General features: G+C 60.7%; 16 protein-coding genes. 7 read left to right on the top strand and 9 right to left on the bottom strand.

Annotated elements, in window-relative coordinates; translation table 11 throughout:
- Positions 1 to 189: 189 nt before the first annotated feature.
- The 4 genes from xdhA to guaD all read left to right on the top strand — a co-directional run bounded on the left by xdhA (position 190) and on the right by guaD (position 6,310).
- Positions 190 to 1,638 (top strand): xanthine dehydrogenase small subunit, encoded by a 1,449-nt coding sequence (xdhA, locus tag CER19_RS15675; protein ID WP_116667059.1) that lies wholly within the window; start codon positions 190 to 192, stop codon positions 1,636 to 1,638.
- Positions 1,631 to 4,030, top strand: coding sequence for a xanthine dehydrogenase molybdopterin binding subunit (xdhB, locus tag CER19_RS15680; RefSeq protein WP_116667060.1), 2,400 nt, complete (start codon positions 1,631 to 1,633; stop codon positions 4,028 to 4,030). Before xdhA ends, xdhB begins: the two co-directional genes overlap by 8 nt.
- Before the next feature lie 123 nt (positions 4,031 to 4,153).
- Positions 4,154 to 4,993: a xanthine dehydrogenase accessory protein XdhC gene (gene xdhC, locus CER19_RS15685; RefSeq protein WP_116667061.1), complete on the top strand. Its 840-nt coding sequence runs from the start codon at positions 4,154 to 4,156 to the stop codon at positions 4,991 to 4,993.
- 12 nt (positions 4,994 to 5,005) lie between these two features.
- Positions 5,006 to 6,310: a guanine deaminase gene (gene guaD, locus CER19_RS15690; protein ID WP_116667062.1), complete on the top strand. Its 1,305-nt coding sequence runs from the start codon at positions 5,006 to 5,008 to the stop codon at positions 6,308 to 6,310.
- A 153-nt stretch (positions 6,311 to 6,463) separates the two neighbouring features.
- Here the strand turns inward: guaD and CER19_RS15700 are convergent, their stop codons facing one another.
- Positions 6,464 to 7,228, bottom strand: a complete 765-nt coding sequence (locus CER19_RS15700; RefSeq protein ID WP_116667064.1) for a GntR family transcriptional regulator — start codon at positions 7,226 to 7,228, stop codon at positions 6,464 to 6,466.
- Positions 7,229 to 7,556: 328 nt separating this feature from the next.
- Between CER19_RS15700 and CER19_RS15710 the strand changes: the two genes are divergently transcribed.
- Positions 7,557 to 8,747, top strand: coding sequence for a benzoate/H(+) symporter BenE family transporter (locus CER19_RS15710; RefSeq protein WP_019820510.1), 1,191 nt, complete (start codon positions 7,557 to 7,559; stop codon positions 8,745 to 8,747).
- A 37-nt stretch (positions 8,748 to 8,784) separates the two neighbouring features.
- On the opposite strand, the gene CER19_RS15715 is transcribed toward CER19_RS15710, so the two are convergent.
- Positions 8,785 to 9,129 carry a YggL family protein gene (locus CER19_RS15715; RefSeq protein WP_003193255.1) on the bottom strand — a complete coding sequence of 115 codons (345 nt, stop codon included), beginning with the start codon at positions 9,127 to 9,129 and terminating at the stop codon, positions 8,785 to 8,787.
- Between the two features lie 236 nt (positions 9,130 to 9,365).
- Here CER19_RS15715 and dacB point away from each other — a divergent pair, with 236 nt between their 5' ends.
- Entirely contained in the window at positions 9,366 to 10,826 is a 1,461-nt protein-coding gene (gene dacB / locus CER19_RS15720; protein ID WP_116667065.1) for a D-alanyl-D-alanine carboxypeptidase/D-alanyl-D-alanine-endopeptidase, read from the top strand.
- 81 nt (positions 10,827 to 10,907) lie between these two features.
- Here the strand turns inward: dacB and CER19_RS15725 are convergent, their stop codons facing one another.
- Complete coding sequence (locus tag CER19_RS15725) at positions 10,908 to 13,319, bottom strand: diguanylate cyclase (RefSeq protein ID WP_116667066.1); 2,412 nt, start codon at positions 13,317 to 13,319, stop codon at positions 10,908 to 10,910.
- 224 nt (positions 13,320 to 13,543) lie between these two features.
- Complete coding sequence (rlmKL, locus tag CER19_RS15730) at positions 13,544 to 15,808, bottom strand: bifunctional 23S rRNA (guanine(2069)-N(7))-methyltransferase RlmK/23S rRNA (guanine(2445)-N(2))-methyltransferase RlmL (RefSeq protein ID WP_116667067.1); 2,265 nt, start codon at positions 15,806 to 15,808, stop codon at positions 13,544 to 13,546.
- Between the two features lie 532 nt (positions 15,809 to 16,340).
- Here rlmKL and rmf point away from each other — a divergent pair.
- Positions 16,341 to 16,556, top strand: a complete 216-nt coding sequence (rmf, locus tag CER19_RS15735) for a ribosome modulation factor (protein ID WP_002553055.1) — start codon at positions 16,341 to 16,343, stop codon at positions 16,554 to 16,556.
- Positions 16,557 to 16,680: 124 nt separating this feature from the next.
- Here the strand turns inward: rmf and CER19_RS15740 are convergent, their stop codons facing one another.
- The 5 genes from CER19_RS15740 to CER19_RS15760 form a co-directional block, all read right to left on the bottom strand.
- Positions 16,681 to 17,700 (bottom strand): quinone-dependent dihydroorotate dehydrogenase, encoded by a 1,020-nt coding sequence (locus CER19_RS15740; RefSeq protein WP_116667068.1) that lies wholly within the window; start codon positions 17,698 to 17,700, stop codon positions 16,681 to 16,683.
- A gap of 81 nt (positions 17,701 to 17,781) precedes the next feature.
- On the bottom strand, positions 17,782 to 18,249 hold the full coding sequence (locus tag CER19_RS15745; protein ID WP_116667069.1) for a transglycosylase SLT domain-containing protein: 468 nt from the start codon (positions 18,247 to 18,249) through the stop codon (positions 17,782 to 17,784).
- Positions 18,236 to 18,625, bottom strand: coding sequence for a winged helix-turn-helix domain-containing protein (locus tag CER19_RS15750; protein ID WP_116667070.1), 390 nt, complete (start codon positions 18,623 to 18,625; stop codon positions 18,236 to 18,238). Before CER19_RS15750 ends, CER19_RS15745 begins: the two co-directional genes overlap by 14 nt.
- Before the next feature lie 164 nt (positions 18,626 to 18,789).
- Positions 18,790 to 19,005, bottom strand: coding sequence for a FliM/FliN family flagellar motor switch protein (locus tag CER19_RS15755; RefSeq protein ID WP_116667071.1), 216 nt, complete (start codon positions 19,003 to 19,005; stop codon positions 18,790 to 18,792).
- 15 nt (positions 19,006 to 19,020) lie between these two features.
- Positions 19,021 to 19,752: a secretin N-terminal domain-containing protein gene (locus CER19_RS15760; protein ID WP_116667072.1), complete on the bottom strand. Its 732-nt coding sequence runs from the start codon at positions 19,750 to 19,752 to the stop codon at positions 19,021 to 19,023.
- Between the last annotated feature and the right edge of the window lie 189 nt (positions 19,753 to 19,941).

The raw sequence follows: 19,941 nt of genomic DNA on the forward strand, positions 1-19,941 counted from the left end.
ATGAAATAAGCAACGTTGAAAGCCTGTAAGCCGCCAAAAACGCCGGTTCCAGAAGACTGGACCATAATTGAAAGTGTTGCGACCGTATTTTCTTGACCCTTAGGTCAGAAAACCATTGACCGAAAAGTCAGACATGACTAGATTCGGCGCAAAGCGGTTAACAACAATAATGAGTCTGCGAGGCCTTCCGTGATCCAGTTTTTACTTAACCAGGAACTCCGTAGCGAGCACGCCCTGGACCCCAACCTGACCGTGCTCAACTATCTGCGCGAGCATGTGGGCAAACCCGGTACCAAGGAAGGCTGCGCCAGCGGCGACTGTGGCGCGTGCACCGTGGTGGTCGGTGAGCTGCACACCGACGAGCAAGGCGCCGAGCAGATTCGTTATCGCAGCCTCAATTCCTGCCTGACGTTCGTGTCGTCACTGCACGGCAAACAACTGATCAGCGTCGAAGACCTCAAGCACCAGGGCCAACTGCACAGCGTGCAACAGGCCATGGTCGAGTGCCACGGTTCGCAGTGCGGCTTTTGTACCCCAGGTTTCGTGATGTCGCTGTTTGCCCTGCAAAAGAACAGCAATGCCCCCGACAGCCAGAAAGCCCATGAAGCGCTGGCCGGCAACCTGTGTCGTTGCACCGGTTATCGCCCCATTCTCGCCGCCGCCGAACAGGCCTGCTGCAACAAGCCCCAGGATCAATTCGACAGCCGCCAGGCTGAAACCATCGCCCGCCTCAAGTCCATCGCGCCGACCCAGACCGGTGAACTCAACAGCGGCGACAAGCGCTGCCTGGTGCCACTGACCGTCGCCGACCTGGCCGACCTCTATGACGCCTACCCGCAAGCCCGCCTGCTGGCCGGCGGCACCGACCTGGCGCTGGAAGTCACCCAGTTCCATCGCACCCTGCCGGTGATGATCTACGTTGGCAACATTGAAGCCATGAAGCGCATCGAGCAGTTCGACGACCGCCTGGAAATCGGCGCGGCCACCGCCCTCTCCGACTGCTACGCCGCGCTGCACCACCAATACCCGGACTTCGGCGAACTGCTGCACCGCTTCGCCTCCCTGCAAATTCGCAACCAAGGCACCCTGGGCGGCAATATCGGCAACGCTTCGCCCATTGGTGATTCGCCGCCGCTGCTGATTGCGTTGGGCGCACAGATCGTACTGTGCAAGGGCAACACCCGCCGCACCCTGGCGCTGGAAGACTACTTCATCGATTACCGCGTCACCGCGCGCCAGGACAGCGAGTTCATCGAGACCATCATCGTGCCCAAGGGCCACACGCTGTTCCGGGCCTACAAGGTGTCCAAGCGCCTGGACGACGATATTTCCGCCGTGTGCGCAGCGTTCAACCTGAAGATCGACAACGGCGTGGTCAGCGAAGCGCGCGTTGCGTTCGGCGGCATGGCCGCCACGCCAAAACGCGCAACCCGCTGCGAAGCTGCGTTGGTAGGCGCCACGTGGAATGCGGCCACGGTAGAAAAAGCCTGCACCGCCCTGGCCGGTGACTTCACCCCACTGTCGGACTTCCGCGCCAGCAAGGAATACCGCCTGCTCAGCGCGCAGAACCTGTTGCGCAAATACTTCATCGAACTGCAAACGCCGCACATCGAGACTCGGGTGACCGCTTATGTCTAACCATCACGCCGTGGTAAAAACCCAGGCCGAACTTGCCGCACTGTTTGCCCAGGACCTCACCACCGGGGTCGGGCGCAGCGTCAAGCATGACAGCGCCGCCAAGCACGTCAGCGGTGAAGCGCAGTACATCGACGATCGCCTGGAATTTCCCAACCAGTTGCACCTGTATGCGCGCATGTCCGACCGCGCCCATGCCCGGATCATCAGCATCGACACCGCGCCCTGCTACGCCTTCGACGGCGTGCGCATTGCAATCACCCATGAAGACGTACCGGGCCTGAAAGACATCGGCCCGTTGGTGCCCGGCGACCCGCTGCTGGCCATCGACACCGTGCAGTTCGTCGGCCAGGTGGTGCTGGCCGTGGCCGCCCGCGACCTGGAGACCGCACGCAAGGCGGCGATGGCGGCGGTGATCGAATATGAAGACCTGGAGCCAGTGCTGGATGTGGTCGAGGCGTTTCGCAACAAGCACTTCGTGCTCGACAGCCACACCCACCAACGCGGCGACTCGGCCACTGCGCTGGCAAGCGCCAAGCACCGTATCCAGGGCACCTTGCATATCGGCGGCCAGGAGCACTTTTATCTGGAAACCCAGATCTCTTCGGTGATGCCCACCGAAGACGGCGGCATGATCGTCTACTGCTCCACGCAAAACCCCACCGAAGTGCAGAAGCTGGTGGCCGAGGTGCTGGATGTGTCGATGAACAAGATCGTGGTCGACATGCGCCGCATGGGTGGTGGCTTTGGCGGCAAGGAAACCCAGGCCGCCAGCCCGGCGTGCCTGTGCGCCGTGGTGGCGCGCCTCACCGGCCAGCCGACCAAGATGCGCCTGCCACGGGTCGAAGACATGCTGATGACCGGCAAGCGCCACCCCTTCTATATCGAATACGACGTGGGGTTTGACGACAACGGCCGACTGCACGGCATCAACCTGGAACTGGCGGGTAACTGCGGTTGTTCGCCGGACCTGTCCAACTCGATTGTCGACCGCGCCATGTTCCACGCCGACAACTCGTATTACCTGGGCGACGCCACGGTCAACGGCCATCGCTGCAAGCCCAACACCGCCTCCAACACTGCCTATCGCGGCTTCGGCGGCCCGCAGGGCATGGTCGCCATCGAAGAGGTGATGGACGCCATCGCGCGCCATTTAGGCCAAGACCCGCTGGCCGTGCGCAAGGCCAACTACTACGGCAAGACCGAGCGCAACGTTACCCACTACTACCAGACCGTCGAGCACAACATGCTCGAAGAAATGACCGCCGAGCTTGAGGCCAGCAGCCAGTACGCAGAGCGCCGCGAAGCGATCCGCCTGTACAACGCCCACAGCCCGATCCTCAAAAAGGGCTTGGCGCTGACCCCGGTGAAATTCGGTATTTCGTTTACCGCCAGCTTCCTCAACCAGGCCGGCGCACTGATCCATATCTACACCGACGGCAGCATCCACCTGAACCACGGCGGCACCGAGATGGGCCAGGGCTTGAATACCAAGGTCGCGCAAGTCGTGGCCGAGGTATTCCAGGTAGAGATCGACCGCGTCCAGATCACCGCCACCAACACCGACAAGGTGCCCAACACCTCGCCCACGGCCGCTTCCAGCGGCGCCGACCTGAACGGCAAGGCCGCGCAGAATGCGGCCGAAACCATCAAGCAGCGCCTGGTGGAATTTGCGGCGCGCAAATACGACGTGAGCGAAGCGGACGTGGAATTTCGCAACGGCCATGTGCGCGTGCGCGAGCAGATCCTGAGCTTCGAGGCGTTGATCCAGCAGGCGTATTTCGCCCAGGTATCGCTCTCCAGCACAGGTTTCTACAAAACCCCGAAAATTTTCTACGACCGCAGCCAGTCACGCGGGCGGCCGTTCTACTACTACGCGTTCGGCGCGGCCTGCTGCGAAGTGATCGTCGACACCCTGACCGGCGAATACAAAATGCTGCGCACCGACATCCTGCACGACGTGGGCGCCTCGCTGAACCCGGCCATCGACATTGGCCAGGTGGAAGGCGGCTTCATCCAGGGCATGGGCTGGCTGACCATGGAAGAGCTGGTGTGGAACAACAAGGGCAAGCTGATGACCAACGGCCCGGCCAGCTACAAGATCCCGGCGGTGGCCGACATGCCGCTGGACCTGCGGGTGAAGCTGGTAGAGAACCGCAAGAACCCGGAAGACACGGTGTTCCATTCCAAGGCCGTGGGCGAGCCGCCGTTCATGCTGGGGATTGCGTCGTGGTGTGCGATCAAGGATGCAGTGGCGAGTTTGGCTGACTATCGCCAGCAGCCCAAGATCGATGCGCCGGCCACGCCCGAGCGGGTGTTGTGGGGGTGTGAGCAGATGCGGCAGTTGCAGGCAGCGAAAGCTGTCGAGGCTGACACTGAATTGGCTTCGCTCTAGACCCAGGCGCTGCCATCGCGGGCAAGCCCGGCTCCCACATTTTGAGGTGCGAACCCGATCAAATGTGGGAGCTGGCTTGCCTGCGATAGCGGCAGAACTAACAGCAGAAATGTTGAGGTAGACATGGACAACTGGATCAGCGCCCTCGCCACCCTGCACAACCAGGGCGAACCCTGCGTGCTCGTCACCATCATCGAAGAACTCGGTTCAACCCCGCGCAACGCTGGTTCCAAGATGGTCATCAGCGCCGCGCACGCCTTCGACACCATCGGCGGCGGGCACCTGGAATACAAGGCGATGCAGATCGCCCGGGACATGCTGGTGCGCGGCCAGCAAAACACCCATCTGGAGCGCTTCAGCCTCGGCGCCAGCCTGGGCCAGTGCTGCGGTGGCGTCACCGTGCTGCTGTTCGAGCCCATGGGCCAGGCGCAAGCGCACATCGCCGTGTTTGGCGCCGGCCACGTCGGCCGTGCGTTGGTGCCATTGCTGGCGAGCCTGCCTTGTCGGGTGCGCTGGATCGATTCCCGCGAGCAGGAATTCCCAGAGCACATCCCCCAAGGCGTGCGTAAAATCGTCAGCGAAGAGCCGGTCGACGAAATTGCCGACTTGCCAGCAGGCAGTTACTGCATTGTCATGACCCACAACCACGCGCTGGACCTGGAACTGACCGCCGCCCTGCTCAAGCGCAACGACTTCGCCTACTTCGGCCTGATCGGCTCGAAAACCAAGCGGGTCAAATTCGAACACCGCCTGCGTGACCGTGGCTTTGACGCCGCGCAATTACAACGCATGCGCTGCCCCATGGGCCTCCCCGAGGTCAAGGGCAAGCTTCCGGTGGAGATCGCCATCTCCATCGCCGGCGAAATCATCGCCACCTATAACGCCAGTTTCGGCCAGCACCTTGCCGGCGCCGAACCTATTGCCAAACTGCTGCCGGCTTCGCGCCGCAGCCAAGCTATCTGAATTGAGACGATCATGCCTTTGACTCGCAAAGCCTACCGTGCCGCCATCCTGCACAGCATCGCCGACCCTGCCGTTGTTGGGATCGAAGCCTCCTATGAATATTTCGAGGACGGCCTGCTGGTGATCGACAACGGCCAGATCAGCGCCCTTGGCCACGCCAGCGACCTGCTGCCGAGCCTGCCCGCCGATATCGACATCACCCATTACCAGGACGCGCTGATCACCCCTGGCTTGATCGACACCCATATCCACCTGCCGCAAACCGGTATGGTCGGCGCCTATGGCGAACAGTTGCTGGACTGGCTCAACACCTACACCTTCCCCTGTGAAAGCCAGTTTGCCGACAAGGCTCACGCCGAAGAAGTCGCGGATATCTTCATCAAGGAACTGCTGCGCAACGGCACCACCACGGCGCTGGTGTTCGGCAGCGTGCACCCGCAATCGGTGAATGCATTCTTTGAAGCGGCCGAGAAACTCGACCTGCGCATGATTGCCGGCAAGGTGATGATGGACCGCAACGCGCCGGATTACCTGACCGACACCGCCGAATCCGGCTACCAGGAAAGCAAGGCGCTGATCGAACGCTGGCACGGCAAGGGGCGCCTGCACTATGCGGTGACGCCACGCTTCGCTCCTACGAGCACGCCGGAGCAACTGACGCTGGCCGGTCAGTTACTGGGCGAATACCCAGACCTGTACATGCAGACCCACATCAGCGAGAACAAGCAGGAAATCGAGTGGGTCAATGAGCTGTTCCCGGAGCGCAACGGCTATCTGGATGTCTACGACCATTACAAGCTGCTCGGCGAGCGCTCGGTGTTTGCCCACGGCGTACACCTGTGTGACGACGAATGCGCACGGCTGGCAGAGACCGGCTCGGCAGTCGCGTTCTGCCCGACCTCGAACCTCTTCCTCGGCAGTGGTCTGTTCAACCTGCCGATGGCCGAGAAACACAACTTGAACGTGGGCCTGGGCACCGACGTGGGTGGCGGCACCAGCTTCTCGCTGCTGCAAACCCTGAACGAAGCCTACAAGGTCATGCAACTGCAAGGTGCGCGGCTGAGCCCGTTCAAGTCGCTGTACCTGGCGACCCTGGGTGGCGCAAGGGCGCTGCGCCTGGAAGACAAGATCGGCACCTTGCAGCCTGGCACCGATGCAGACTTCCTGGTGTTGGATTACAACGCCACGCCACTGCTGAGCTATCGCCTGAAACAGGCCAATAACATTGCCGAGACGTTGTTTGTGCTGATGACGCTGGGGGATGACCGGACGGTGTTGCAGACCTATGCAGCCGGGCAGCTGGTGCACCAGCGCTGATCTCAGAGACACCACAAAACCAATGTGGGAGGGGCTTGTGTGGGAGCCGGGCTTGCCCGCGATGCAGGCACCGCGGTATGTCAGTTACACCGCGGTGATGCTATCGCAGGCAAGCCAGCTCCCACACAAGCTCACTCCCACATTTGATTGGGTTTACAACTTTACAGACGAGCGCCCAGGTTTTTTAGTCTGTAAAAGATGCGAAAACACCGCATGCAAATCATCCGACGCACTCTCTTCATCGAGGTTGAGCTTGCTGTCGATATGATCCATGTGATGCATCATCAAGTTCACCGCCAGCACCGCATCCCGTGCTTCGATCGCGTCGATCAACTGGGTGTGCTCATCGTAGGAACAGTGCGAGCGGTTGCCGCTTTCGTACTGGGCGATGATCAATGACGTCTGGGATACCAGGCTGCGCTGGAAGCTGATCAGCGGCGCGTTCTTTGCGGCTTCGGCCAGCTTCAAGTGGAATTCGCCGGAGAGACGGATACCGGCGCCACGGTCACCGCGCGAGAAGCTGTCGCGCTCGTCGTTGACCATCTGGCGCAACTCGGCCAACTGCTCGGCCGTGGCGTGCTGCACCGCCAACTCCGTGATCGCCCGCTCCACCAGGCGCCGCGCCATGAACACCTGGCGTGCTTCTTCAACGCTTGGGCTGGCAACCACCGCACCGCGATTGGGCCGCAGCAGTACCACGCTTTCATGAGCCAGACGCGACAGCGCGCGGCGAATGATGGTGCGGCTTACGCCGAAGATCTCGCCCAGTGCCTCTTCACTCAATTTGGTTCCGGGCGCCAGGCGTTGTTCAAGGATCGCCTCGAAGATATGCGCATAGACGATATCGTCCTGGGTTCCGCTGCGACCGGCCTTGCCGGCTCGCGGTTGTTTCTTGAGAGGTTGCAACTGTTCGTTCATGGGCACTCGGGTTTGAGAACGGCGAATTAACGGTAATACGGCAACAGCGTGTCGCTGGCAAGTATCACCTAAAAACAGCGCACATTGTACACAACCCACTGCGCCAACACACTGTACGGCTGTTTGCGGCCCCGGCTGTATTGCAATGACTCGTTACGTTTGAGTTTAGGCTTGATTCCACGATTTCCCACGCCCTCTTTGTAGGAGCGAGCTTGCTCGCGAAAAACCTGAGAGCGCTACGGTTATTCAGGTAGCCCGCGTTATCGTTGACGTTTTTCGCGAGCAAGCTCGCTCCTACAAGAAAGCCTGACACAAGGATCATCGCTCCATGACCGACGCCACCCAAGCGCCCTTGCGCCCACTGGCCGACACTTCTGCGTCGGCCGTCGTCGCTGGCTTTATCGCCATGATGACCGGCTATACCAGCTCCCTGGTGCTGATGTTCCAGGCCGGCCAGGCCGCCGGCTTGACTACCGCGCAGATTTCTTCGTGGATCTGGGCGATTTCCATCGGCATGGCGGTGTGCAGCATCGGCCTGTCCCTGCGCTATCGCACACCGATCACCATCGCCTGGTCCACCCCTGGCGCGGCGCTGTTGATCACAAGCCTGGGCGGCGTGAGCTATGGCGAGGCCATCGGTGCCTACATCACCTGTGCGGTACTGGTGACGCTCTGCGGGTTGACCGGCAGCTTTGAGAAACTGGTCAAGCGGATTCCGGCGTCACTGGCAGCGGCGTTGCTGGCGGGGATCCTGTTCAAGATCGGCAGCGAGATTTTCGTCGCCGCCCAGCACCGTACCGGGCTGGTGCTGGGGATGTTTTTCACCTACCTGATCATCAAGCGCCTGTCGCCGCGCTATGCCGTGCTGGCCGCCCTGCTCATCGGCACCGCCTTGTCAGGGCTGATGGGGTTGTTGGACTTCAGCGGTTTTCATCTGGAGGTGGCTACGCCCGTATGGACGACGCCGCACTTCTCGCTGGCGGCGACCATCAGCATCGGCATTCCGCTGTTCGTGGTGGCCATGACCTCGCAGAACATGCCCGGCGTAGCCGTACTGCGCGCCGACGGCTATACCGTGCCGGCTTCGCCATTGATCACCACCACCGGCCTGGCGTCGTTGGTGCTGGCACCGTTCGGCTCCCACGGCATCAACCTGGCGGCGATCAGCGCCGCGATCTGCACAGGCCCCCACGCCCATGAAGACCGCAACAAACGCTACACCGCCGCGGTGTGGTGCGGAGTGTTCTACGGCATTGCCGGGGTGTTCGGCGCCACGCTGGCGGCACTCTTCGCGGCACTGCCCAAGGAACTGGTGCTGTCGATTGCGGCGTTGGCGTTGTTTGGCTCGATCATCAATGGCTTGAGCATCGCCATGAATGAGCCGAAGGAACGGGAAGCGGCGCTGATCACCTTTATGGTCACCGCGTCTGGCTTGACGTTGTTTTCCATCGGGTCGGCGTTCTGGGGGATTGTGGCGGGGGTGTTGACGCTGCTGATATTGAATTGGCGCAAGGCATAAAAAAACGGCGACCCTCAGGTCGCCGTTTTTTTTAGTATCACTTAGCCGCGTTGATCGGCTTTTCTGGATACCACACGTCCAGCAACGGGCTGACTTCAGCCTTGGTCAGCTCGGAACGGGTTTTCAGCCAGGCTTCGACCGCAGCACGCTGCTCTTCGGAGACCGAGCCACGCTTTTGCAGGCAAACCAGACCGTAGTCATCGCCGCCAACATAGCCCAGGCCGTTGGCTTCCATGGCTTCTTTGATGAATGCTTCGAGGAAAGCGTCGATAGCTTCTTCACTCAGGCCTTCGTTGAAGTCCAGGTTCAGTTCGAAACCCAGCTCTTGAAATTCATCAACGCACAGTTTTTTGCGCAGACGCTGGGAACGGTTAGTCGCCATTGGAACAATCCTCATAAGTATTAACGGGCGGCACTTTAGCAGTTTAAGGCGGCAATTGCCCGACTCTCTGGGACCGACGGGCAAATGCGCGCAAAAAAACCACGATTAGCAGCTATCGTTCAGCTACACGTGGCGCCAGCTTGGGGCATAATGCCGACACTTTCGTGACCAATGAGGGATTTTCTTCCATACCCCTCGCCTTTTTCACCCTCCTCAGCAGTAGGGTTTTATTTCTTATGATCAAATCTTTGCGTTCAGTGTTACTTGCCAGTGTTGTCTTGCCCCTGGCCTTTTCCGTTTCCGCCGCTCCCGTCAATAACACCCTGCCACCTAGCGTTGCGCAGGCCTTGCAGAAGGCCAAGCTGCAAAATACCGCGCTGTCCCTGGTGATGCTGCCCCTGAACGGCCCTGGTACCCCTACGGTTTTCAATGCCGACGTCTCGGTGAACCCGGCCTCCACCATGAAGCTGGTCACCACTTACGCGGCCCTGGAAATGCTCGGCCCCAACCATCAGTGGAAGACCGAGTTCTACACCGATGGCACCCTCAGCGGCGGCGTGTTGCGTGGCAACCTGTACCTCAAGGGCGGCGGCGACCCGAAGCTGAACATGGAAAAACTCTGGCTGCTGATGCGCGACCTGCGTGCCAATGGCGTACAGCAAGTCACCGGTGACCTGGTGCTGGACCGCAACTTCTTCAACCAGCCGCAATTGCCCGAGTTCAACGACGACGGCAACGATGAGAACAAGCCGTTCCTGGTCAAGCCCGACGCCTTGCTGGTCAACCTCAAGGCCCTGCGCTTCGTGACCCGCAATGATTCGGGGCGGGTGATCGTGTCGGTCGAGCCGCCGATTGCCAGCATCCGCATCGATAATCAGGTAAAAGTCACCAACGCCAAACAGTGCACCGGTGACGTGCGCTACAGCCCGGTGACCGCCGCCGACGGCAGCGTGACCGTGACCGTCAGCGGCCAATTGGGCGATGGCTGCAGCTCGCAGACTTACCTGTCGCTGCTCGACCACGCCACCTACACCGCAGGCGCCGTGCGGGCGATCTGGAAGGAGTTGGGCGGTACCATCCAGGGCCGTGATATCCAGGCTCCGGTGCCCAAGGATGCCAAGGTGCTGGCCCGAGCCTTCTCGCCGGACCTGGCGGAAATCATCCGCGACATCAACAAATACAGTAACAACACCATGGCCCAGCAGTTGTTCCTGAGCCTGGGTGCGCAGTTTCGCAACGATGCCGATGGCGACGATGCCAAGGCTGCGCAACGCGTCGTGCGCCAGTGGCTGGCCAAGAAAGGTATCACTGCGCCGCACCTGGTGATGGAGAACGGTTCCGGCCTGTCCCGCGCCGAACGGGTCAGCGCCCGCGAAATGGCGGCCATGCTGCAAGCGGCGTGGAAAAGTCCTTATGCGGCGGAGTACATCAGCTCGATGCCGATCGCCGGCACCGACGGCACCATGCGTAAACGTCTGAAAACCACCGCCATGCGCGGCGAAGCCCATGTGAAGACCGGCACCTTGAACACCGTGCGCGCCATCGCCGGTTACAGCCGCGATAACAATGGCAATACCTGGGCGGTGGTGGCGATTCTCAACGACGCCAAGCCTTGGGGAGCCTCGTCGGTGTTGGATCAGGTGCTGCTGGACCTGTATCGCCAGCCGAAGGCCGTTGCAGCCGCACCGGTTCTCTAAAGCTTCACATTGCCCTGTAGGAGCGAGCTTGCTCGCGAAAAACGTCAACGATAACGCGTGTTTCCTGAATAAACGCGGCGTCTATGGCTTTTTCGCGAGCAAGCTCGCTCCTACAGGCATCAGGGCTTCCTCGACCCGATCCCTGCCCGCCTGTTTGGCCACGTACACCGCCGAATCAGCGCGCAGCAGCAACCCATCGATGCCTTCGTCAACCCGCCAACTGGCCACGCCGAAGCTGGCGGTAACCACCCCCACCGGCTCCATCGACGCATCACGCAACGACTGCCACAACTGCATCGCCAGGCTGTAGGCCTGTGCGCCATTGGTGTTGGGGCACAGCACCACGAACTCCTCCCCGCCCAGCCGGCAAAACACATCGGTGCGGCGCACGCGTTGGCCGATACGCTTGCACAACTCCTGCAGCACGCTGTCGCCCACGGCATGGCCGTGCTGATCGTTGATGCGCTTGAAGTGGTCGATATCGAGCATGATCAACGACAGCGCGCCAGAGGTCCGGTTGAGCCGGAGCATTTCACCCTTGAGGCGATCCTGGAAATAGCGCCGGTTATAGATCCCCGTCAGGGAGTCGGTGATGGACAGCGCACGCAGTTCTTCCTCGACCCGTTTGAGATCAGAAATGTCCGACACATAACCGTGCCAAAGCGTACCGCCTCCCGGCAACTCTTCTGGCGTCGCTTCGCCGCGAATCCAGCGCAGGCCTCGCTGGGGTAATTGCACGCGGTACTCTTCGCGCCAATGGCTCAGTTGCAACGCAGAAAGGCGTATGGAGGCACGCACTCGCTCAAGGTCCAAAGGGTGAATGCGCTCCAGCACCTTGCCCGCATCCTGCTGCAGCACGCCCAGTTCGATTTCATAGATATCGCGCATGCCTTCGCTGGCATAGATGAAACGCCAATTGTCCTGTGGTTCCAAAGTGAACTGGAAGATCCCACCCGGCACATGGGCACTGAGTTTTTTCAGCAGGCGGTCGCGTACCGCAAGGGCCTCATAGGCGCGCTTTTGCTCGGTGACATCCAGGTAGATCGCCAAGTGCCCGACCCACAGGCCATGGTCATCCAAGAGTACGGTCGGCAACATGTTGACCGTCAGTTGGCTGCCGTCCTTGCGCACCAGCGTCCACTCACGTCCTTCATGTTGACTGTCCGGGCTCTCCACCAGCATCGCCTGGCTCGCTGGAATACGCTTGCCCAACGCCCTGCTCAACGGCTCAGCGCGCGCGTCGAGTTCCACGGCCACGTGCAGGCGGTCCAAGGTCATATGCCCCAGCACCTCCTCGGCCGTAAAGCCCAGCATCTGCTCGGCACCAGCATTGAAGGTGTTGATCACGCCGCGCAGGTCAGTGGCAATGATCGCCACTTGAGTCGCCGCATTCAGCACACTGCGCAGTTGCCCATGGGCGCCACGCAACTCCTGCTCACGGGCGCGCAATTGCAGGGTGCGCTGCTCCACCAGTTTCAGTGCGCGCTGGCGTTGGCTGACTAACACATAGAGCAGCGCACTGAGCAAGGCACTGAGCAGCACGCCCATCGCCAGAATGGTATGCATCGAAGAATGGTTGGCCCTGTCGAACACTTCGCTGGCGCTCAGGCTCAGGGCGTAGACATGATCGCCCAGGGTGAGGCGGCGCGCAGCCGTCAAGCCACTGCTGCCCAAGGCGTTGCTGGAGGCATACAACACCCGTTGCTGGGTGTCGGAGGTGTCTACGATCTGCATCACCAGGTTGTCCCGGTTGGACCTGGGCAACCCCGCGGCCACCAGCGGGCGCATGCTGATAACCGCCATCACAAAGCCATAAGGCTCGGCATCTGCGACTTTGCTCACGGGCGCCACCAACAAAACGCCTGCCGCATAAGCGGGCTCCACCCCCACCAATTGCATAGGTTGTGACACCGCCAGCTGGCCGCTTTGTTGCGCACGCTCCAGCGCTGAACGGCGCAGGGGCTGGGCCAGCAGATCAAAGCCCAGCGGCGAGCCCAGCAAACTTTGCGTCTGGCTGTACAGTACCGGTACGTATTCATCGCGCTCGGCCGCTGACGCCAATTCACCGGAGGTATTGAGTTCGCGGATACTGAAGGGAATGCCACGCTGGCGAGAAATGTCCTGCTCAAACAAGCTGCGCTGCGTGCGAAATATGCGTGGTGCCCAGGCATAGGCACGGGCATGCAACAACAGCGGTTTGGCGAAACCGTCGAACTCGGCGCGGGATACCTCGCCGGAATTGACGAAGAAACGCTGGAGGCTGCCCAGGCGTTGCTCCTGGTCTTCAAAACGTTCCTGGATGCGGCTGTAGCGTTCGTTGACCAGCAACTGGAACCGCTGGCGCACCTGTTGCTGATACAGGTCCGAAGCCGCCCACGCGACGACCACCGTCAGCGCGCTACCGACCAGTAACACCACCAATGCCACCAGCCAAGCCGATGCCTGCTCACTGATAAAACCAAGGATTTTCGGGCGAACGGCTTGCATCGGCATAGGCAACACTCACAGCGCCAGTGTGCGGGGGTGTCACTTTGGCTAGGGCTTAAGTTATAGCCATCGGTCACGGGTTTGACCAGTGCAAAACCGTCAACGGACTTATTGTGGCGAGGGAGCTTGCTCCCGCTGGGCTGCGCAGCGGCCCCGGAAACTTGCGGGCGCTTCGCACCCGAGCGGGAGCAAGCTCCCTCGCCACAGAAGCTCGCTCCTACAGGGGAAAATCAGCGTGCGGTGATTTTCCAGGCGCGGTGGATCTTGGCATTGCGCGCAAAATCCGGGTCGATGGTCTTGTCGCTGATTTCCTCGACCGCATAGCGTTCGCTGAGGTTGTCTTCCAGCTGGAACTTGCGGAAGTTGTTGGAGAAGTACAGCACGCCACCCGGCGCCAGGCGCGCCATGGCCAGGTCGAGCAACTGCACATGGTCACGCTGCACGTCGAAGATGCCTTCCATGCGCTTGGAGTTGGAGAAGGTCGGCGGGTCGATGAAAATCATGTCGAATTCATCGCGGCTCGCTTCCTGCCACGCCATCACGTCTCCCTGTTCCAGGCGGTTCTTGTCGGAGAAGCCGTTGAGGGAGAAATTGCGACGCGCCCAGTCCAGGTAGGTCTTGGACAGGTCGACGCTGGTGGTGCTGCGTGCGCCGCCCTTGGCAGCATGCACACTGGCTGTGGCGGTGTAGCAATACAGATTGAGGAAGCGCTTACCCGCCGCTTCCTTCTGGATGCGCATGCGCATCGGGCGATGGTCGAGGAACAGGCCGGTGTCCAGGTAGTCGGTGAGGTTGACCAGCAACTTAACGCCGCCTTCACTGACCTCGGTGAATTTGCCTTGGGCACTCTGACGCTCGTATTGCTTGGTGCCGCTCTGACGTTCACGACGCTTGACCACCACACGGCTCTTGTCGACGTTCAGTGCCTGGGGAATTGCCGCCAGGGCATCGAACATGCGGGCCGAGGCTTTTTCCGGGTCGATGGATTTAGGCGCAGCGTATTCCTGCACGTGCACCCAATCGTGGTACAGGTCGATCGCCATGGAGTACTCAGGCATATCGGCGTCATACACACGGTAGCAATCCACCCCTTCGCGCTTGGCCCATTTGCCCAGCAGCTTGAGGTTCTTCTGCAGGCGGTTGGCAAACATCTGCCCGCCTTCGCTCAAGCGCGCCTGCTCCACCACGGGGGTCGGGGCGGGCTTGATCGGGTTGCCGTTCTTGTTGTACTGACGCTCTGCCGGCTCGCTCGGGGCCTGGTCGTAAGCCGCTTGCTCACGTTCGGCCTGGCGCTGTTCAGGAGTGCGGCGTTCGCCAGTGACGAACTGATCCGGGTTGACCTTGATCAGCAGCAACTTGCACGGCAATGCGCCGTTCCAGAACGAATACTGTTTGTGGCTACGGATACCCATGCGCTTGCCCAGGTCCGGCGCACCGGTAAACACCGCCGCTTCCCAGCCCATGCAGGCCTGGCGCAGGCGCTCGCCGAGGTTCTGGTAGAGGTACAACAGGCTGGCTTCATCACCCAGGCGCTCGCCATAAGGTGGGTTGCAGATGACCAGGCCTTTCTGGTTCTGGTCCGGGCGCGGCTCGAAAGTGCCGACTTCGCCCTGGTACACCTTGATCCAATGGCTCAGCCCGGCGCGCTCGATATTATTGCGTGCAGGCTGGATCAAGCGTGGGTCGGCTTCATAGCCACGTACCCACAACGGCGGCTTGTTCATGCCGATAGCGGCACGCTCAGTGGCTTCTGCGTGCAGTTTTTTCCACAGCGCCGGGACGTGGCCCAGCCAGGTGGTGAACCCCCACAATTCACGATTGAGGTTGGGGGCCATGTCGGCGGCGATCATCGCGCCCTCGACCAGAAAGGTACCCACACCGCACATCGGGTCTGTCAGCGCGCCGCCTTCAGCAGCAATGCGCGGCCAGCCAGCGCGGATCAGGATCGCCGCCGCCAGGTTTTCCTTCAGGGGTGCCGCACCCTGTTGCAGGCGGTAGCCGCGCTGGTGCAGGCTGTGACCGGAAAGGTCCAGGGACAGGATGGCTTCGCCACGGTCCAGGCGCAGGTGAATACGCAGGTCAGGGTTGATCTTGTCGATGGACGGACGTTCGCCGGTCGGGGTGCGCAGTTTGTCGACGATCGCATCCTTGACCTTCAGCGCGCCGAAGTGGGTGTTGTCGATGCCCGAGCCGTGCCCGCTGAACTCCACCGCGAGGGTACCGTCGGGGACCATGTGGTCAGCCCATTCGATGTCCAGCACGCCGTGGTAAAGATCCTCGGCGTCTTTCATCGGGAAACGCTTGAGTACCAGCAACACGCGGTTGGCCAGGCGCGACCAGAGGCACAAGCGGTAGGCGGTTTCCATGTCGGCCATGCCGCGCACGGCCGAGGTGTGCTCGCGGGCTTCCTCAAGGCCAAGCCCGACGGCTTCCTCGATCAGCAGGCCTTCGAGGCCCTTGGGGCAGGTGAGGAAGAGTTCAAAACGGTCCGACATGGGGCATTCCAGGCTTTTCAGCAATAAGTGAACCGGCGACGCATCGCCGGTTCGGTTTTCAATCAAGCACTTTTCTCGAAGAGTGCTCGCGTGGCACGAATGTGCCGTTCCACCCCGTCTGGCGGGCTCTTGAGCCTTTATTGGCGAGGCAGAAGAAGAATGTTGCGCAACAAAAAGAAATATTCCGACCCTTCGTCGAATAATAACCGACTGCAATAGGCGGGCATTCTCACTAAGGAATTAAACCTTTCCTCTTTACAGGGCACATCATAGCTGGCTTTGCCCTATAAAAGGGGCGAATAACCAGCCCAGCTTATGGCTATAGCATCGCTATCGTTACGTGCTTATGACAAAACGATCATTGAATACATGTGACCTATTGGTTAGAACTCAACACAGGTTGGCGCCGTAACGGTGCCAACACATTGGCTCGCCACGCCGGCAGCGAGCCCACCAACGGCAGAAAAACTCTGCCCGGCCTTGGACAAGGCCGAAGGATATCTAGACAGTCAACAAGTGAGGGAAACACCCTATGAGAAGACTTAAGCGTGATCCGTTGGAAAGAGCATTTTTACGCGGATATCAATATGGCGTTCATGGAAAATCCCGTGAGCTTTGCCCATTTACTCTACCGTCGGTACGCCAAGCCTGGATCAACGGCTGGCGAGAAGGACGCGGCGACAACTGGGACGGTATGACTGGCACTGCGGGCATCCACAGACTCAACGAACTTCACGCCGTCGGCTAATCAGGGGATTTAATTGCGACACACACATCTTTGAATTTGTAGCGACTTAACCACGCACGCCCCATCCGGGCGGCGGGCTTCGGCCCAGGGGCTCCTTTACGGAGCCCTTTTTATTATTGCCTGATCAGCGCAAGGCAGCGATGGCATCCACCGACTCGCGAATCAATGCCGGGCCTTTGTAGATGAAGCCGGAGTACAACTGCACCAGGCTGGCGCCGGCCGCGATCTTCTCAGCCGCGTGTTTGCCTTCGGTGATACCGCCCACCGCGATGATCGGCAAACGCCCAGCCAACTCGGCCGCCAGCACTTTGACGATATGGGTGCTCTTGTCCCGCACCGGCGCGCCCGACAAGCCGCCCGCCTCGTCACCATGGGCCAGGCCTTCGACGCCCACGCGGCTGAGGGTGGTGTTGGTCGCAATCACCGCGTCCATCCCTGAATCCACCAGGGCCTGGGCCACCAGGACGGTTTCTTCATCGCTCATGTCCGGCGCGATCTTGATGGCCAGCGGCACACGCTTGCCATGACGCACGGCCAGGTCTTCCTGGCGCTGGCGCAAGGCTTCGAGCAGTTGCTTGAGGGAATCACCAAATTGCAGGCTGCGCAGGCCCGGGGTGTTGGGCGAGCTGACGTTGACGGTGACATAGCTGGCGTGTTCGTAGACCTTGTCCAGGCATATCAGATAGTCCTCCACCGCACGTTCCACGGGCGTGTCAAAGTTCTTGCCAATGTTGATACCCAGAATGCCGGTGTACTTCGCCGCCTGAACTCGCGACAGCAGATGGTCGACGCCGAGGTTGTTGAAGCCCATGCGATTGATGATCGCCTCCGCTTCCGGCAGCCGGAAAATGCGGGGCTTGGGGTTGCCCGGTTGCGGCCGTGGGGTCACGGTGCCGATTTCGACAAAGCCGAACCCCAGTTGCGCAAACCCGTCGATGGCCGCGCCGTTTTTGTCCAGGCCGGCAGCCAGACCGACCGGGTTGGGGAAGTCGAGCCCCATCACCGACACTGGCACTTTCGCCGGTGCCTTGCATACCAGGCCATTGAGCCCCAGACGGCCACCGGCACCGATCAGGTCCAGAGACAGATCGTGGGAGGTTTCCGGGGAGAGTTTGAACAACAGCTGGCGGGCCAGGGTATACATGGGCGGGCTAGACTCGGATGGCGGCAAAAGGTGGCGCTGATATAGCCGGGGTGGCGGCCTGCATGCGAGGCGCGCCCGATCTCATTGACGTTGCGCCATCAACGCCTCATAACGCACCCAGATCCTTTCGGCGTAGCGCAGGCGTAATGCCTCACGCTGAGGACCGGGCCCAGGCCCCACGTTGTAAGCCCCCACCGCCGTCCAGTTGTAGCCAAAGCGCTGGATAAATTCGGCAAGAATCGAGGCGCCTACTTCTACCGACAGGCAAGGCTCAGTCAACAGCCGTTCTTCGGTAATGCCCTGCTTGAGCAAACGAGGCAAGTGGATGCTGTTGATTTGCATCAAGCCGATGTCCCGCGTGCCATTGCGGTTGGTGTAATTCATCGCTTGCGCCCGGTAACCCGATTCGACCGACGCGATAGCCTGCAGCAATTGCGGCTCAAGGTCGTGGCGGCTGGCCGCCTCTTCCCAGCAATAGGCCCATGCCGGGTTGCAGCCCATCGATACGCCGAGCGCCAGGCCTTTGCCCCATGCCTTAACCCTGGACATTGCTGGCCTGACCACAGACGGCGCACACGTGCACCACTGCCCTGGGTTGATCACCCGTGCGGACCGGGCATGTAAAGCGATAACCCTTGCCATAAATAGTCTTGATAAAGCCTTTGTCGGCCCTCAAGTGCTTGCGCAGGGAATAGATACACCGCGTGAGTGACTCATCGGCCACTTCCCCCCGAGGCCAGGCCAGTTCCAGCAAGCGATCCTTGGTCATCAGCGCGCCGCCGGAGGCCAGCAGCAACCGCAGCACATGCCCCTCCTTGGGAGGCAACTGAATATCCGCCTCCACGCCCGTCAACCGGCCATCGCCGTGCAAGGTCCAACGAGCGAAGACCAGGGACGTCGTCGTTTCATCCATTACGACGGCCATACGCACCTCTGTAGTCGACTGCCGACATTCAAATCCATACTGTGTGAACCAACTCATCTGCCATTGGCATGACTATAAAAATCGGCCCCCGTACCTGCGTTAGGAAAAAACCTATTCATTTGCCTTTTTTGGGCCGAGGCCGGTCAGATAATTCGCTCGCACCCTTATAGCGGCAGCCACTCCTGAAAGGTTTCCTGCAATTCAACCCCTAACCGATCCTCCAACTGCACCAACTCTCCCACTGCCATCAGTTGCCCATTGACCCGCACCTCCACACAGCGGGTTACGCCTGGGTCCAAGGGCAGCACCTTCCCTGGTGCGAATGCGGCCAAACGCTTGCGGCTGATCAGTTGCTCCTGCAGCAGTATTTCCAGGTGCATGGACAAACGCCTTTTTCAGGGGGAAAACTCTTGGTCCGCTCGCAGGAACGCACGTCGCACGTGCTCGTATTGCGCGGCGGTCAACTGAGGTGAGCCGGCCAGTTGCACCTCGTCACCGACAGCGTGCGCCTGCCCCGGCGAGGTTTCATCCCGCGGCTGGGCGACATCCAACTCGGCCACCCGTTTTTCGATAACCTTCACTTGGCCAGGCGGCCCCTTGATCAACAGACTGTTGGTATCCGGATAAGCCATTAACACAAGGCGGCCATCGGCCAGTTGGTCCTTCTGCGCCTGGGATAGCCCAGCTTTGATCATTGAAGCCATGCCCGGTGCAAGGACCCTGTTGGCACCCGCGCCCTGCAGGTGATCGTCTACGAGGACATTGATCACTTTCACCACGCCGAATACCGGGGCGCGCTCTGGCACCTTGCGAGGGGGTCGGTCCATCCGTTGAGCGAGGCGCAACACCTGGTCGACATAGCCGGGAGGCCCGGTCACATAGAACGTACCCGCGCCGTGTTCACGCAGGGGGTAGCGTGGTTCATCCAGCCCCGCACGGCGCATGATGCCGCGCAGCCTATTAACGGAAATGTGCCGCAGCACCACCGCCGAGCTTCTCGCGTCGGCGGCGGCGTAGAGCGGCAACACCGCGCCGCAGGCCGTGCCACTGCCCAGCAACAGCGCGGCGCACAGCAGCGCGCTGTACAGCCAGCGGCAATTGAGGGTTGCGAGGTAATCAGCGTGCACCGTGGGTATGCCTGGCGGTCTGGCCTGAAGAAGCGGCCATACTGCGAGGCGCACGAGGTTCAATCATGATGGAAAGCTGACGGCCAGTTGCACCGGCCCACCCATGGCATGTGCCTTGCTATGCACTCTGTATCAAGCCCGCACCAAAGGCGGCACGGGCCTACGGACAAAGGCGTCGTTCCCCTGCAA

This window comes from Pseudomonas sp. GL93 (genome assembly GCF_003408955.1).
Taxonomy (GTDB): Bacteria; Pseudomonadota; Gammaproteobacteria; order Pseudomonadales; family Pseudomonadaceae; genus Aquipseudomonas; species Aquipseudomonas paracarnis.

Coding starts and splice junctions, on each gene's coding strand:
- xdhB (WP_116667060.1), top strand. CDS start 1,631: ATGTCTAACCATCACGCCGTGGTAAAAACCCAGGCCGAACTTGCCGCA.
- xdhC (WP_116667061.1), top strand. CDS start 4,154: ATGGACAACTGGATCAGCGCCCTCGCCACCCTGCACAACCAGGGCGAA.
- guaD (WP_116667062.1), top strand. CDS start 5,006: ATGCCTTTGACTCGCAAAGCCTACCGTGCCGCCATCCTGCACAGCATC.
- CER19_RS15700 (WP_116667064.1), bottom strand. CDS start 7,228: ATGAACGAACAGTTGCAACCTCTCAAGAAACAACCGCGAGCCGGCAAG.
- CER19_RS15710 (WP_019820510.1), top strand. CDS start 7,557: ATGACCGACGCCACCCAAGCGCCCTTGCGCCCACTGGCCGACACTTCT.
- CER19_RS15715 (WP_003193255.1), bottom strand. CDS start 9,129: ATGGCGACTAACCGTTCCCAGCGTCTGCGCAAAAAACTGTGCGTTGAT.
- dacB (WP_116667065.1), top strand. CDS start 9,366: ATGATCAAATCTTTGCGTTCAGTGTTACTTGCCAGTGTTGTCTTGCCC.
- CER19_RS15725 (WP_116667066.1), bottom strand. CDS start 13,319: ATGCCGATGCAAGCCGTTCGCCCGAAAATCCTTGGTTTTATCAGTGAG.
- rlmKL (WP_116667067.1), bottom strand. CDS start 15,808: ATGTCGGACCGTTTTGAACTCTTCCTCACCTGCCCCAAGGGCCTCGAA.
- rmf (WP_002553055.1), top strand. CDS start 16,341: ATGAGAAGACTTAAGCGTGATCCGTTGGAAAGAGCATTTTTACGCGGA.
- CER19_RS15740 (WP_116667068.1), bottom strand. CDS start 17,700: ATGTATACCCTGGCCCGCCAGCTGTTGTTCAAACTCTCCCCGGAAACC.
- CER19_RS15745 (WP_116667069.1), bottom strand. CDS start 18,249: ATGTCCAGGGTTAAGGCATGGGGCAAAGGCCTGGCGCTCGGCGTATCG.
- CER19_RS15750 (WP_116667070.1), bottom strand. CDS start 18,625: ATGGCCGTCGTAATGGATGAAACGACGACGTCCCTGGTCTTCGCTCGT.
- CER19_RS15755 (WP_116667071.1), bottom strand. CDS start 19,005: ATGCACCTGGAAATACTGCTGCAGGAGCAACTGATCAGCCGCAAGCGT.